Source organism: Paenibacillus sp. FSL R7-0204 (assembly GCF_038002225.1).
Classification (GTDB): Bacteria; Bacillota; Bacilli; order Paenibacillales; family Paenibacillaceae; genus Paenibacillus_AQ.
This window is the reverse complement of sequence record NZ_JBBOCA010000001.1, coordinates 3458697-3474607: the sequence shown is the minus strand read 5'-3', so window position 1 is coordinate 3474607 and position 15911 is coordinate 3458697. Positions and strand designations below refer to the sequence as shown.

General features: G+C 48.9%; 7 protein-coding genes. 2 read left to right on the top strand and 5 right to left on the bottom strand.

Annotated elements, in window-relative coordinates:
* The first annotated feature begins 13 nt into the window (after positions 1-13).
* Positions 14-637 carry an NUDIX hydrolase gene (locus MKX42_RS15400; RefSeq protein WP_340753247.1) on the top strand — a complete coding sequence of 208 codons (624 nt, stop codon included), beginning with the start codon at positions 14-16 and terminating at the stop codon, positions 635-637.
* 142 nt (positions 638-779) lie between these two features.
* Here the strand turns inward: MKX42_RS15400 and MKX42_RS15395 are convergent, their stop codons facing one another.
* From MKX42_RS15395 to MKX42_RS15385, 3 genes are all read right to left on the bottom strand, one after another.
* Positions 780-1121: a hypothetical protein gene (locus MKX42_RS15395; protein WP_340753246.1), complete on the bottom strand. Its 342-nt coding sequence runs from the start codon at positions 1119-1121 to the stop codon at positions 780-782.
* Positions 1122-1198: 77 nt separating this feature from the next.
* Positions 1199-1447 carry a hypothetical protein gene (locus MKX42_RS15390; RefSeq protein ID WP_340753245.1) on the bottom strand — a complete coding sequence of 83 codons (249 nt, stop codon included), beginning with the start codon at positions 1445-1447 and terminating at the stop codon, positions 1199-1201.
* 189 nt (positions 1448-1636) lie between these two features.
* Positions 1637-3715: a beta-galactosidase gene (locus MKX42_RS15385; protein WP_340753244.1), complete on the bottom strand. Its 2079-nt coding sequence runs from the start codon at positions 3713-3715 to the stop codon at positions 1637-1639.
* Between the two features lie 190 nt (positions 3716-3905).
* Between MKX42_RS15385 and MKX42_RS15380 the strand changes: the two genes are divergently transcribed.
* Entirely contained in the window at positions 3906-4775 is an 870-nt protein-coding gene (locus MKX42_RS15380) for an AraC family transcriptional regulator (RefSeq protein ID WP_340753243.1), read from the top strand.
* 244 nt (positions 4776-5019) lie between these two features.
* Here the strand turns inward: MKX42_RS15380 and MKX42_RS15375 are convergent, their stop codons facing one another.
* Together MKX42_RS15375 and MKX42_RS15370 are read right to left on the bottom strand one after the other, a co-directional pair.
* Entirely contained in the window at positions 5020-6123 is a 1104-nt protein-coding gene (locus tag MKX42_RS15375; protein WP_340753242.1) for a glycosyltransferase family 2 protein, read from the bottom strand.
* 5 nt (positions 6124-6128) lie between these two features.
* Positions 6129-15911 carry a non-ribosomal peptide synthetase gene (locus MKX42_RS15370; protein WP_340753241.1) on the bottom strand — a complete coding sequence of 3261 codons (9783 nt, stop codon included), beginning with the start codon at positions 15909-15911 and terminating at the stop codon, positions 6129-6131.

Genomic DNA, 15911 nt, shown 5'->3' with positions numbered 1-15911 from the left:
GGAGGCGAACTGTATGAACGAAGAATTATTAGCTACATTTGATGAACAAGGGAACCGGACGGGGACGGCTCCCCGGGACGAGGTTCACCGCCAAGGCCTCTGGCATGAGACCTTCCACTGCTGGTTCATCCGCAAGGCTGACAGCGGGCTGAGGATCTGCCTCCAGCTGCGCAGTCAGCAAAAGAAAGATTATGCCGGACTGCTCGACATCACCGCTGCCGGACATCTGCTGGCGGAGGAGACGGCCTTGGACGGTATCCGCGAGGTCCAGGAGGAGCTGGGACTTGCGATAGCTTTTGACGAGCTGCAGCCGCTGGGGGTCATCCCTTACCAGATGGATTCCGCCGGATTCATGGACCGTGAACGGGCGCATGTATATGTCTATGAGAACCGCTATGCGCTTAGTGCATTCACCCCGCAGCTGGAAGAAGTGGCAGGCATCGTAGAGGCCCGCTTCGCTGACTTCCGCAGCTTCATCTCGGGAGCAGACAGCAAGCTTCATGTACAGGGCTTCCAGATTAACGGGAACGGTGAACGAACGGGCGTCGATGAGCTGGTGGACTTCACGCGCTTTGTCCCGCATGAGCGTGAATATTTTAGGCGGGTGATTGAGGGGATTGAGCGGTTGTACAGTTAAAGCTGATATTTTGCTCCCTGATCATCCTTCTCCTTGGTCCCATTGCAGACCCCACCGCAAATCCGGGGTTGCGATGTAATCGAAATGGACACCAGTAACACAGTCTCTTCTGCCGGCAAATCCTTTAGCGTCCAACGCCTCTTTAATCAAACCAATTAATTGTTTGTGATCCTTGGAGCAGACTTCCGGGCGCTTCAATTTTAGTGATCTTCCAGAACATTTCGATTCCTGAGCTCACATTGCCCGTACCGGTGCTATACGTATCCATACCGATGACATTACCCTTCCAGACAAGCGCATAATACATCGGAACGTCGGATTCATAGTCGCCTTGTCCACCTAATCCCACCAAAAAAGCATCCCGCTCGCGGTCGATTGTCCAAGACCGGGACTCCAATGACTTACGGGTAAACGGATCTTTGAGCTGGAAGGAATTAAACCATTCGCGATCGGCTGCAGTTATTTTTTCATTAATGAATGCCACTGATCATCTCTCCCTTGTACATTTTATTTAGCGATGCCTTCCTTTTGCTGGACTAACCCTGCTGTAAGCACCCGCCGTCATAGTTTTGAAGCCTTGGGCAGCGTTGTGGTTTGCGAACTCAGCAACTTCAACCCGCCTTTGCAGGTCAAGTATACCTTGAATTGGACCACGGGGTCGGCAATTCCGGTGGAAATGCCGTCAACCTGAAATTTGCCGTCTGTTAAAGTAAAGCTATTGTTGTCATCCGTATTTAGCCCGAACTTTCTCTGCGTGACGAACTGGGCGATATTGGAGTTCTGATTGTCTTCACTGTGTCCAGACAGCATCTAGTTCGTTCCATTTAGCTGCTATAGAAGATATGAGAGAAACGTAACAGGAAGGGCGAAAGCGCATGAGGCAGAGGTACAACCAGGACCAAAACTAAAAGGCAGAACCCGTCGATAGGGTTCTGCCTTCTTCATCTCAATGTATCTTTGCAGATACATGTACTATATTACTCGATTAACTGCTTCTTCTTATGCTTTAGCCGCTGCGCGCTTCAGAATTGCCAGTCCGTTCACTGACAGCTTCAGCTCAGCCGGAGCGGCTGCGCCGGATTCTACATCGGTGTAGGCTTGTCCGTCCAGCGTCACTACTTGCTCGGAGCCGCTGAAATTCTGCACGAATACATACTCATGCTCGCCATCGGAACGCAGTTGGGCGGTTACTCCGGCCGGAAGCTCAGTGTTCAGGGTGCGGCTGATCCGCTCTTTTCCGGTAATTGCGGCGTACAGATCTACATAGAACTGCGCGTCCTTCACACGTGTTGCCAGATGATAAGCCTTACCTGCTCCCAGCTTGTTCACAGTAAGTGCAGGACGTCCGGCGTAGAAGTCGCTGCGGTAATGGCCCAGCGCCTCGGCGCCTTCCAGATGAATCAGCTCGGCGATCTCATGTGCATCGTATTCACCGCTCAGCTTCAGGCTGTTGCCTGGGTCCATTACCAAACCGTTCAGATCGCGGCTATGCAGTCCTTCTGTCTCTTCGGCCCAAATGCCCAGCGTTCTGCGCAGCGGTCCAGGGAAGCCGCCCAGGTGACACAGATCGGTCTCGCCGACTACTCCCGACCAATAGGTGGCCAGGAAGGTTCCGCCCTGTTCAACGTATTTCTCAATCCGCTTCCCGTTCTCTTCGCTGATCAGGTACAGCATCGGAGCAATCACCAGCTTATAGCCGGACAGGTCATCGCCTGAGCCTACCACATCTACAGGAATTCCCAGCTCCCACAGTCCCCGGTAATGCTGAAGCACAGTCTCTTCATATTTCAGGCCGGAATTGCGGATACCTTGGGCATCCTTCACCGCCCAGCGGTTATCCCAGTCGAACAGAATGGCTGTCTCAGCAGGAGTTGTAGTACCTACAACTTCCTCCAGCCCCGCCAGGGTGCGGCCCACCTCAGCAACATCCTTGAAGACACGTGTCTCTGTATGTCCGCTATGGTCAATCACAGCACCGTGGAATTTCTCGCTGGAGCCGCGGCTTTTACGCCACTGGAAATACTGTACGGAATCAGAACCATGCGCAACTGCCTGGAGTGAGGACAGCTTGTGCATGCCCGGACGCTTCAGCTTACTGACAATCTGCCAGTTCGTGAGGGAAGGCGTGCTTTCCATGAGCAGGAACGGCTTCTTTTTGAAGCTGCGGTACATGTCATGATGCATCGCTGTCCAGGCGGCCAAGCGGGCGTCATCATCGTCCTCGGTATATCCCCAGTCCGGGTAAGCGTCCCATGATACCACATCAAGAATCTTAGCCATATTGCGGTAGTCCACGCCGTCAATCATATGCATGTTGGTTGTCACCGGCAGATCAGGGTTGAAGCCGCGCACCGCATCAATCTCATGCTGGCAGAAGTTAATTGTCTGATCGCTTACGAAACGGCGCCAGTCCAGGTTAAGCCCGTGAACCTGTGTCTCACCATGCGGAGCAGGGGATTCGATCTGTTCCCAGGAAGTATACGTATGGCTCCAGAAGGTAGCCCACCAAGCGTGGTTCACCTCATCCAGATCATTATTGTATTTCGCCTTGAGCCAGTCTCTGAAGGCATCCTGACAATAATTACAGTGACATTCGCCGCCGAATTCATTAGAGATATGCCAGCCGATCACTGCCGGGTGATGCGCATAACGCTCAGCCAGTTTGGAGTTGATCAGCGCTGTTTTTTCACGGTAGACCGGTGAAGTGAAGCAGTGATTATGACGGACGCCGTGCAGGTTGCGAACCCGGTTCCGTTCCACCCGCAGCACTTCAGGATACTTCTCGGACATCCATGCCGGACGCGCACCACTCGGAGTAGCCAGGAAGGCGTAAATTCCATTCTCTGCAAATCGGTCCAACAGCTGGTCCATCCACTCAAAGTTAAATACCCCTTCTTCGCGCTCCAGGGATACCCAGGAGAAAATCCCGACAGACATCACATTACAGCCTGCCAGCTTCATCATACGGATATCTTCTTCCAGCACCCCCGGATATTTCAACCATTGCTCGGGATTATAGTCGGCACCGTGAAGCATTACAGGAGCCTTGCTGCTGATTGCAGGAACTTTGCTGCTCATATGATTTCATCCTCTCGTTTATGTTTGGTAGTAGATGTCAGGATGGGACTTTTCGCTGATACAATTTCTTCTGTGGCTCTGTCCCTCTTGCTTGTATCGATTTATACTATTTATAATAAAGGATAATTTGTGATCAATGGTAGGATAATAATAGCGTTTGCATAGCACAAAATGAATATGAGGTGTTCGTATGCTCCCCTTCTCTCTGATTGAAATGCCGCGTGACCTGAGTGCTTTCCCCCTCTATCCGTATTCTGTAGGCCGTCATATCCAGTATCACCATGTGCGTCCTGCCGGATTCCCGGTGCATCAGATTTTTCTGATCCGCAGCGGCAGCGGGCGGTTCCGTGACCTGGAGGACGGCACGGAAACGGTGTTGCAGCCGGGGATGGCCTATGCATTTCCGCCCGACCGCGGGCATGAATATTATCCGTTATCCCACGAACCGTGGCATGTCGGCTTCATCGGGTTCCACGGCAGCCAATCTGCCTCTGTGCTGGAGGGTCTCGGCCTGCTGCCTTCGGCCCCGTTCCGCCCCGAACGGTTCGAGGAATGCTGGGAGATGCTCGGCGGGATCTGGCACACGGTGAACGGAAACAGCTCGGCGCGTCAAGAAGAACAGCCGATGCAGGAGTTGTCGGTGACGCTGTACCGGCTGCTGCTGATGCTTCGCAAAAGTGAAGTCTCCACAGGTGCAGCGACCCGGCTGGAGAACGAAAACGTCCGCAACGATGCGCTTAATAAAGCGGTCAGCCTGATCAACGAGCATTTCACCGAGCCGCTGCTGATCACCAACCTGGCGGCGGCTGTCGGTTATTCCGTCCAGCATTTCCAGCGTCTGTTCCTGCAGGAATACGGCGTGACTCCGCATAAATATCTGCAGAACCTGCGGCTGCAGCGCGCCATGCAGCTGCTGACCGAGGACCCGGAGCGTCCCGTGCAGGATATCGCCCTCAACCTCGGCATGGAGACCAATTACTTCATCCGGGTCTTCCGGAAGGCCCATGGGGTAACTCCCGGGGTGATGCGCAGCCGGCTGCATCCGGGCAAGGACGTCTAGTATTCCCCCACCAGCAACTCTGACCCTTCAAGCCCACACGCCCTCTGCCGGTCAACAAAATAGCCGTAAAACCGGACTTCCCAGGAAGTGCCGGCTGCGGCTGTCTTTTTGTATTTATTAATGTTATGGCCATGATGTGATGTCAAAAAAATAATCCAATCAGGCAGTTCATTTAAACACGTTCAATATTTAGCCGAAAATATGGGTTTGAGAGCTTAATCTCCTGTCAATTCAAGCGCCTTCGCTAAGCTAATGCTACACGATGGTTCTCACCAAACACTGGATAGACTCTCGGATAAGAATAATATTTAATTTTAGCATTTACATTGTCCAATAGTTGAATCCATAGATATAAATCACTATCTTTAACATAATCATTTATTACTATATTTATCTTTTTATCTTTACAAAGTGTTGTTATTTTCTTTTTAAACTCCTCAATCCGATCTTCCTGGGTTACATTAATAATAATGCTTTCCTTGACATCATTCCTCTCAATATCCTTATAGCGCGTGCCAATACTTCTAAATAATTCGTATACTTTTTCATTGGAAAGCCCCAAAAAAGCAGGATGTTTTTTTATGAAAATGTTCGTATTATATTTGATATCCTCCTCATATTTATCATCTATCACATCCGTCTGCTCTACTCCATGAAATTGATGAATAACATAATCTTTGGGATTAATGGCAATCCTCATTCCCTGACAATACATTCGGTATACAAACTCAATATCTTCAATGCCCCATTTAATAAGCTCTTCATCGAATCCTGTTGTTGTATCAATCCATTTTTTAGGAACTGCCAGATTGCAGGTTAGAGCATACAAAAACGGTGCAGTCATTCCTCCGGCATTGTAGGATAAATCTTCAAATATATCATATCTGAAATCCATTCCTATCCTTCTCTTTAAACGCCTTTCATCATAAATAGACTTGTCATCGACCATACAATCATCTATGTCCTGGTTCATAAGTACTCTTATACCAGTTACAGCTATTTCATCACTGACCATATAGAATTTGTCCAAATTCAATAGATATTTAGGCCTTACAATGATATCCGCATCAATAAACACAATGATATTTCCTGTTGCTGCTCTCATGCCTTCATTTCTGGCCCTCGCCCTTGAGGAGTCATGTCCTCTTTTTAAATAGATATACTTTATCTCGTATTTAACATTGATCTCCTGAATATATCTACCTGTACCGTCGTCTGAACCATCATCCACTACTATTACTTCATATCCTATATTTTTATTGGTAATAAGATAGTCTAATGACTTCAGCGTATTTCTCAATAATTTTTTGCAATTATATGACGGAATTACGAAGCTGTATTTATTCAATTCGTTCACCCCATTTTCATGAATGCTCTGGATTCATCACATTTGTCGAGCTGCGTTTTAAGTAATTCATAAAGTTTCATCATTATCGGAATCTCTTTGATTTTCAGGCTTGTTATGTCACCTATAAGCTCTTTTATAACTGTATTAACTTTAGCCATATCGGATTCTGAATTATACTCCACCGATAACCATTTGATACGCACCATATTGATATCCTCAACTAGCTCATGTAATTTCTGATTCTCCTTTTTAACCTCCGTGCTGAATCCAAAAATATCATCCAGATAACGGATACGGTTATATAATCCTTGTTTATGCTCATAGATTAAGTGAATTGCACGGTAATCAATGGTGGATCGTCCTGTTTGTTCTTTCTCTTTTAACCTTTTGATTACAACATCATAAGTACTAATTCCAAATTCAGTTTTATCCTCACTGTAGCCAAATGTATAAAGTCTGTAAGGGTCCTCTACCGAATGTACATAATCATGTAAGTCCATAAGGAATTTCCTGTGATTGAACACGAACTTTTTATCTGGTGTTTTGGGTTTTACCAACTGCACAGCGGACCATTCACACCATGGGGCACTTGTCTTGTAGTGTTTCTTCCCGCTGGTAAAGGCACGCTGCATTTCATCATAAGCAAATTCCAGATACGAGAATATTCCTGAATCATCGAAGCCAATCCCCTGAAGGGACTTCTTTTGATCATCATAACCATAGATGATGGACGCATGAATAAAATGATCCCGCTGATATGCATTTTTATTTTTCAATTCCATTTCATCTACGTTTGCTATTAGATAATATCCATGACGCAGCTTATTCTTTACAAAATCCACAAAATCCTCATTCTCCCTAAACATGTGGTAGCCCAGGCAGATTACCTCAGATACATCCGCGTATGAGTCTCTTGGCTCTATGTAGTTTAATTCGGTGTGGCCATGTTCATCATCTTGGGAAAAGATCTGAGTATAATTGGAATAATACCATCCCTTATAATTGTCATACGCCAGAATGATGCATAATGGCAGGCTTCTGTGCAAATAAACCTTTACTTCCTCCTGCAAAACGACCGGAAGATCTATTTTGTCTTCAAACTTTAATGAAGTCACTAATTCTCCCTTAAATTCCTTCTGTTCGCATACGGATCCGTCAATCTCCTCAATGTATCCTGCCAGTTCGGAAATGCTGGTATTGTTCAATATCTCTCTTACCCTTGCGTTATATCCGTACTCCTTAAGCCTGGATACAACCCTGATGGCTTTAATTGAATCCCCGCCCAGTTCAAAGAACGTATCGTTGGTACTGACTTTATCAAGATTAAGGATGTCTCTGTATGCTCCACATATTGCAGCTTCTTTATCATTCACAGGCTCCATATACGTTGTATTGTCCGGGTTCTTAACAATCTCAATCATGCTTAATCTTCGTGTATCAACCTTACCATTAGCAGTAACAGGTATTGAATCCACCTGCAGCATGTATGCAGGAACCATATAGTGTGTAAGACGTTTCATTAATCTGCTTCTTATATGCCTTATATCAAGTGTTTCATCGGATGTAATATAAGCATATATGGCCTTGTCTCCACTTGAATCTGTCCTTGCAATGACTGCTGCATCCTTAATGTAAGCTATCTCCCTTAATGTGTTTTCAATCTCTCCAAGTTCAACTCGGAAGCCCCGGATTTTCACCTGTTGGTCGATCCGGCCCAAGTATTCAATGTTGCCGTCCTTCATCCATCTCGCAAAATCCCCCGTGCGGTACATACGCTCGCCGGACTTATACGGATTAGGAACAAATTTCTCCACCGTCAGCTCAGGGCGGTTCAAGTAGCCTCGAGCTACGCCTTCCCCTCCAACATACAACTCGCCCGGAACACCAATCGGGGCAATCTTACCTTGGGCATTCAGCACATAGGCCTGCAAAGTCGGTATCGGTTTTCCGATGTTACTCCGGCTACCTTCCAAATCCATGACTGTCAATTCTTTATACGTTACATGCACAGTCGTTTCCGTAATCCCGTACATGTTGATCAACTGCACTTCCGGATGCGCAGTACGGAATGCCTGCAGTTTCAATGGTATAAGCGCTTCTCCTCCAAATATCACCTTCCGTATTCGCAGGTTGCGCTTTTCTTGCTGCAGGGCTTCCTGAGCCAAATGGTAAAATGCCGTTGGCGTTTGGTTTAATATCGTAACTCGCTCCCGCTCGATCAGCTGCAAAAATTCAACCGGATTCCTCGCCGTCAGGCTTGGAATAATCACCAGCCTGCCACCGAATAATAGGGCACCGTACATTTCCCATACCGAAAAGTCGAAACAAAACGAATGGAAAAGGGTCCATACATCGTCTTGCCCGAAGTCGAACAATGAACGGTCGTTGAACAACAGTCGTACCACATTACGCTGTTCAATCATGACCCCTTTAGGCTGTCCGGTTGTTCCTGAGGTATAGATGATATACATCAGATCCTTCGGCGTATTTACATGCACCGGGTTGGCAGCCTCGCCTGTATAGACCTCCTTGTCCAACAGGTCTATGACCGGAATATCTCCTTTGACCGGCAGCTCCGCCCCTCCCAGCAGGATGGATTTGGGCTGGCAGTCCTCCAGCATATACCGGATACGGTTCTCCGGATAGCCGGGATCGACCGGCACGTAGGCACCCCCTGCCTTCAGAATCCCATATATGCCGATAATCATCTCCAGGCTTCTTTGGGCCAGGATCGCAACCCTGTCATCTGGCCGGATGCCAAGCTCCCGCAGTTTGTAGGCCAACTGGTTTGCTTTTTCATTCAGCTGCGCATAGCTCATTTGTTCGTCTTCAAAGACGACCGCGATATGGTCCGGTGTCTGCTCAACCTGTTCTTCAAACAACTCGACTACCGTTTTCCCCCTCGGATATTCCGCCGCCGTGTCATTGAAGGTCTCAAGGATCAGTCTCTTTTCTTCCTCGTCCACCACGCTCAGTTCGCAGAGCTTCCGTCCGGGATTTGCCGTCAGTTCGTCCACCAGGTGGCTGAAGTGTTTCATCATCCGTTGTACACTTTCCGGCTCGAACAGATCGGTACAGTATTCCCAGTTCATGGCATAGCCGTCTTCCATTTCACCTACGTTTACAGTGAGATCGAATTTGGCGACGGTATGTTCTGCAATGATATGTTCACTGTCTACGACTGTCCGGGTTAAACCGTTCATTTCCAGGTTTGCCTGTTCGTTGTTTTGCAGCACAAACATTACATCAAAAAGCGGATTTCTGGATACATCCCGCTTTACCTCTACCGCCTCTACCAGTTCCTCAAACGGATATTCCTGATTCTCGTAGGCTTTCAGGGCACTTTCCCTGACTTCCTTCAGGAAATCCAGAACCGTTTTCTCCCCTTCCGGGTACCCCCGCATGGCCAGTGTATTGACAAACATGCCCATCATCTGCTCGGTATCTTTATGCGTTCTGCCCGAGATGGGACTGCCGATCACAATATCCTCCTGACGGCTGTATTTGCCAAGCAACACCATCATTGCGGACAGCAATACCATATAGGCAGTTGCCCCTGTCTTCCCGCACAGCTCGTCCACGGCTTTCTTCTGGGTTGCTGTCAACATGCCGTTGATGCTGTGGCCTTTAAAGCTTTGCGTCTGCGGCCGTAAATAATCCAGCTGCAGATCCAGCACCGGCGCCGGTTCTCTAAATACCCCCTGCCAATAGCTTTTCTGTTCCGACAGGTCTCTTGTTCGCATCCATTCGCTGTAATCCTTGTATTGCACACTCAGCGCTTCGAATTGCTCTCCATTGTACAGACTGGACAATTCGTTTATTAAAATATCCATCGACATCCCATCGGCGATGATGTGGTGAATATCCAGCAAGAGGACCGTTGTGTCCTTGCCTGTTTTCACTGCTTTCATCCGCATCAGCGGCGCCTTGCCCAGGTCAAACGGCTGGACAAAGTCATGCAGCAGGTTTTCTTCTTTTGCTATAATCCGTTCTTCATACTCCCATTCGAGTTGAACTTCGCGTGCTATCTTCTGTACGGGTTCCCCATCCTGCATATGGAAACTGGTGCGCAGAATTTCATGGCGTAGGGCCAATTGCTCCAGTGCGTACTTCATCCGGCCGAGATCTAAAGTGCCGTGAAATCCGATTACTGCCGGCATATTGTATGCGATGCCTACATCATCCATCTGGTGAATCAGATATACCCTCTTTTGTGCCGACGACATCAGATATACTTCTTGTTCTTCCGCCTGCGGAATCGGAAGGTATACTTTCGCCTGGGCTTGTTCGACTTCTTGGGCGAGAAGCCGGACCGTAGGAGCGGCAAAAATGGCCTTCAGCGGCAAACGTATGCCGGTCTGTACTTCAATCTGGTTGACCACCCGGGTGGCGCGCAGCGAATGCCCGCCCATTTCGAAGAAGTTGTCTTCTATCCCCACCGGAGTAACCCCTAAGACTTCTGCAAAAGCACAGGCAACCGTTTCTTCGGTCCTGTTCCGCGGCGCAATATATTCCTGTGCTCTTGGTGCGTCCGGCTCCGGCAGGGCCTGTTTGTCCAGCTTCCCGTTCCGGTTGACCGGGATGCTTCCGATTTGCAGAAGGTATGCAGGCACCATATAGTCCGGCAGGTCTTTTCTGAGGCAGTCTTTGAGATCGCCTGTCCGTATGTCTCGATCGGATACGATATAGGCACAAATACTGGTGTCCCCGTTCTTCTCCTTGACCGCCACGGCCACCTCCTTGACCCCAGGCTGTCTGCGCAGCACACTTGCGATTTCACCCAGTTCAACCCGGAAACCGCGGATCTTTACTTGTTCGTCGATTCTCCCCATGTACTCGATATTCCCGTCCGGCAGCCATCTTGCCAAGTCACCGGTGCGGTACATCCGCTGGCCAGGTTCAAACGGATTGTCTACGAACTTCTCCGCCGTCAGTTCTGGCCGGTTCAGGTATCCTCTGGACAACCCTATACCTGCTATACATAATTCGCCAGGCATCCCGATACCAAGCATCCGGTTGTCCGCATCTGTCACGTAAACGCTCGTATTCGCAATAGGCTTCCCGATCGTGAGTGAATCGCAGGCGTCCAGATGGTCAACCAGCGACCATACTGTTGTTTCGGTCGGCCCGTACATGTTATATATCCGTGCTGACGTAACCGCCTTAAGCCGATCAAGCAATGATTGCGATAGCGCCTCTCCCCCTACCAGTAAGTCTTTCACCTTTGCGAAATGTTTGCTCATACTAGGCGAGCTTAGCAGCATTTGCAACCTGGAAGGGGTCAACTGAATCAAATCAATGGACGTGTCATCCAGCAGTGCAGCTAATTTGTCCGGGTTTGAATTTTGATCCTCAGTCACGAGAATCACTTCCATACCCTTTGCAAGCGGTAATAATGTTTCCAACACAAAAATATCGAAAGATATGGTGGTCATAGACAACACCGTTTGACCCGGAACGAAAGAAATACGTTCCGACATCCCTGCAATAAAATTAACCACGTTTCGATGTTCGATCATGACGCCTTTGGGTTTGCCGGTTGTTCCTGAGGTATAGATGATATACATCAGATCCTTCGGCGTATTTACATGCACCGGGTTGGCAGCCTCGCCTGTATAGACCTCCTTGTCCAACAGGTCTATGACCGGAATATCTCCTTTGACCGGCAGCTCCGCCCCTCCCAGCAGGATGGATTTGGGCTGGCAGTCCTCCAGCATATACCGGATACGGTTCTCCGGATAGCCGGGATCGACCGGCACGTAGGCACCCCCTGCCTTCAGAATCCCATATATGCCGATAATCATCTCCAGGCTTCTTTGGGCCAGGATCGCAACCCTGTCATCCGGCCGGATGCCAAGCTCCCGCAGTTTGTAGGCCAACTGGTTTGCTTTTTCATTCAGCTGCGCATAGCTCATTTGTTCGTCTTCAAAGACGACCGCGATATGGTCCGGTGTCTGCTCAACCTGTTCTTCAAACAACTCGACTACCGTTTTCCCCCTTGGATATTCCGCCCCCGTGTCATTGAAGGTCTCAAGAATCAGTCTCTTTTCTTCTTCGTCCACCACGCTCAGTTCGCTGATCTTCCGTCCGGGATTTGCCGTCAGTTCGTCCACCAGATGGCTGAAGTGTTTCATCATCCGTTGTACACTTTCCGGCTCGAACAGATCGGTACAGTATTCCCAGTTCATGGCATAGCCGTCTTCCATTTCACCTACGTTTACAGTGAGATCGAATTTGGCGACGGTATGTTCTGCAATGATATGTTCACTGTCTACGACTGTCCGGGTTAAACCGTTCATTTCCAGGTTTGCCTGTTCGTTGTTTTGCAGCACAAACATCACATCAAAAAGCGGATTTCTGGATACATCCCGCTTTACCTCTACCGCCTCTACCAGTTCCTCAAACGGATATTCCTGATTCTCGTAGGCTTTCAGGGCACTTTCCCTGACTTCCTTCAGGAAATCCAGAACCGTTTTCTCCCCTTCCGGGTACCCCCGCATGGCCAGTGTATTGACAAACATGCCCATCATCTGCTCGGTATCTTTATGCGTTCTGCCCGAGATGGGACTGCCGATCACAATATCCTCCTGCCGGCTGTATTTGCCAAGCAACACCATCATTGCGGACAGCAAGATCATATACGCGGTCGTCCCCGTCTTCCTGCACAGCTCGTCTACCGCTTTCTTCTGTTTCCCCGTCAACATGCCGTTGATGCTGTGGCCTTTAAAGCTTTGCGTCTGCGGCCGTAAATAATCCAGCTGCAGATCCAGCACCGGCGCCGGTTCTCTAAATACCCCCTGCCAATAGCTTTTCTGTTCCGACAGGTCTCTTGTTCGCATCCATTCGCTGTAATCCTTGTATTGCACACTCAGCGCTTCGAATTGCTCTCCATTGTACAGACTGGACAATTCGTTTATTAAAATATCCATCGACATCCCATCGGCGATGATGTGGTGAATATCCAGCAAGAGGACCGTTGTGTCCTTGCCTGTTTTCACTGCTTTCATCCGCATCAGCGGCGCCTTCCCCAGATCAAACGGCTGGACAAAGTCATGCAGCAGGTTTTCTTCTTTTACAATAATCCGTTCTTCATACTCCCATTCGAGTTGAACTTCGCGTGCTATCTTCTGTACGGGTTCCCCATCCTGCATATGGAAACTGGTGCGCAGAGTTTCATGGCGGAGGGTCAATTGCTCCAGTGCGTACTTCATCCGGCCGAGATCTAAAGTGCCTTGAAATCCGATTACTGCCGGGACATTGTACGCGATACCTACATCATCCAGCTGGTGAATCAGGTATACCCTCTTTTGTGCCGACGACATCGGATACACTTCTTGTTCTTCCGCCTGCGGAATCGGAAGGTATACTTTTGCCTGGGCTTGTTCGACCTCTTGGGCGAGAAGCCGGACCGTAGGAGCGGCAAAAATGGCCTTCAGCGGCAAACGTATGCCGGTCTGTACTTCAATCTGGTTGACCACCCGGGTGGCGCGCAGCGAATGCCCGCCCATTTCGAAGAAGTTGTCTTCTATCCCCACCGGAGTAACCCCTAAGACTTCTGCAAAAGCACAGGCAACCGTTTCTTCGGTCCTGTTCCGCGGCGCAATATATTCCTGTCCTCTTGGTGCGTCCGGCTCCGGCAAGGCCTGTTTATCCAGCTTCCCGTTTCGATTTAACGGGATACTTCCGATTTGCAGAAGGTATGCAGGCACCATATATTCCGGCAGGTCTTTTCTAAGACTGTCCTTAATATCACCCATTCGTAATTCCTGATCGGTTACAACATAGGCACAAATGCTGTTGTCCCCGTTCTTCTCCTTGACCGCTACGGCCACCTCTTTGACCCCAGGCTGTCTGCGCAGCACACTTGCGATTTCACCCAGTTCAACCCGGAAACCACGGATCTTTACTTGTTCGTCGATTCTCCCCATGTACTCGATATTTCCGTCCGGCAGCCATCTTGCCAAGTCACCCGTGCGGTACATCCGCTGGCTAAGTTCAAACGGATTGTCCACGAATTTCTCCGCCGTCAGTTCTGGCCGGTTCAGGTATCCTCTGGACAAGCCCACACCTGCTATGCATAATTCTCCAGGCATCCCAATGCCGCATAAGTTATTGCCGTTCATGATATAAATTTGTTTGTTTTCGATCGGTTTTCCAATCGGTATCCGCTCCGGTACGTGCTCCCCGGGAGCACTTTCCCAGTGTGTTGCACATACCGTTACTTCGGTAGGCCCGTAATCATTGGAGTATTTCATATGCTTGTTGTTTGCGCATACCAGCTCCCGGTTGGTTTCCGAGCCTCCCGTAATAATGGCTCTAAAGTGCCGGATATCCACCTGCGCCAGAACCTGCGGCGGCAAAATGGCAATGGTGACATTGTGATTGTTAATATAGTGCTCAAATAGCCTCACATCTTTTTGAACATCTTCCGGACATAAACATAGCTGTGCCCCAACCAATAGGCTCATTGTCATTTCATATACGGTCGCATCGAAAGAAATACCTGCAAACTGTAGGACGACATCCGCTGCCGTAACTGCATGGTTTTTCATAAAATATTCCCTAAAGTTAACTACACCCTCGTGCTCAATCATGACACCTTTGGGCTGTCCGGTTGTCCCTGAGGTATAAATGATATACATCAGATCCTTGGGCGTATTTACATGCGCCGGGTTGGTAACCTTGCCTGTATATACCCTCTTGTCCAACAGGTCTATGACCGGAATATCCCCTTGGACCGGCAGCTCCGCCCTTCCCAGCAGGATAGCTTTCGGCTGGCAGTCCTCCAGCATATACCGGATACGGTTCTCCGGATAGCCGGAATCGACCGGCACGTAGGCGCCTCCTGCCTTGATCACCCCGTAGATAGCGATGATCATCTCTATACTTTTTGTGGCCAGGATCGCAACCTTGTCATCCGGCCGGACCCCAAGCTCCCTCAGTTTATAGGCCAGTTGATTCGCTTTTTCATTCAGCTGCGCATACGTCAATTGCGCAGCTTCAAATACGACCGCGATATTGTCCGGTGTCTGTTCAACCTGTTCTTCAAACAACTCGACTACGGTTTTGTCCCTTGGATATTCCGTTGCCGTATTATTGAAGGTCTCAAGGAGCAATTTCCGTTCTTCCTCGTCCACCACGCTCAGTTCGCTGACCTTTTGCTTCGGATTTGCGGTAATTTGTTGCAGCAGTTGTTCCATTCTGCCCAGCAGTGTACGGATTTCCTCCGCCCCATATTTTCCCGGGTCATACATCATCTTAAGTGTCAGAACTTCGTTAATGAATGCACTGAGCGAAATCTCGTAGTTGGTCTGCTCTCGAGCACTCTCTATTTCTACCTTCAACTTAGAATTCCCAAGGGTAAACGATTCGTCTACATAGTAATTTTCGAACACAAACAACGTCCGGATCAACTGGTTGCCCAGTGTGCTTCTGCTCTGTACTTCCGCCAGGGGGCAAAAGTCATATTCCATGCCTGCAACCGCCTGCTGCTGGATCTGCCCGAGCAGCTCTTCCACAGTTGTGTTTTCTTCAGATTTTACCCGAATCGGTATGGTATTGATAAACAGTCCGACAGCCTGCGCTCCCCCCTGTATATCTGCATTCCTTCCGGATACCACTTTGCCAAATACAACATCGGTATTCCGGTTGTATCTTTGCAACAAAACACCCCAAGCGGTTTCTACGATCGTGTTTATGGTAACATCGGCCAAGCTGGACAGTCGTTGTAATTGTCCGGTCAATCGTTTGTCAAAAGTATGCACGACTTCTTTAACCTGTTCCTTCAT